Here is a 278-nt window from a genome sequence, read left to right as displayed (position 1 = left end):
AGCTACTTCTTTCTGTTCTTCAGGTATTGCTTCATCACTAGTAAGCTCATAAGCTTTTATCAGACCTGTTAAAGCACCAGTACCTGAAACATTAAACAGAGCTGTTACATAAACATTTGCATCCTTTACCCCAGCAGTAATTAATGCGTTAGCATACATTCCTTCTGAAACCCAAGTTATATTATTTGTCTCCACATTAATTCCAGACCCTTCATCACCAATTATAATCATAGATGAAGAGATGGAGCGACTACCAATAACAGAAGCATCTATATGTC

General features: G+C 36.7%; 1 protein-coding gene. It reads right to left on the bottom strand.

Annotated features, from left to right (window positions below; all coding sequences use genetic code 11):
• Positions 1-278: DUF1002 domain-containing protein (locus AOA60_RS01380; RefSeq protein WP_143522330.1), on the bottom strand; the 278-nt coding region annotated here is incomplete at both ends.

The organism is Pseudomonas sp. 2822-17 (assembly GCF_002742485.1).
Lineage (GTDB): Bacteria > Pseudomonadota > Gammaproteobacteria > Pseudomonadales > Pseudomonadaceae > Aquipseudomonas > Aquipseudomonas cyclaminis.
This window is presented reverse-complemented; position numbering and strand designations above follow the sequence as displayed.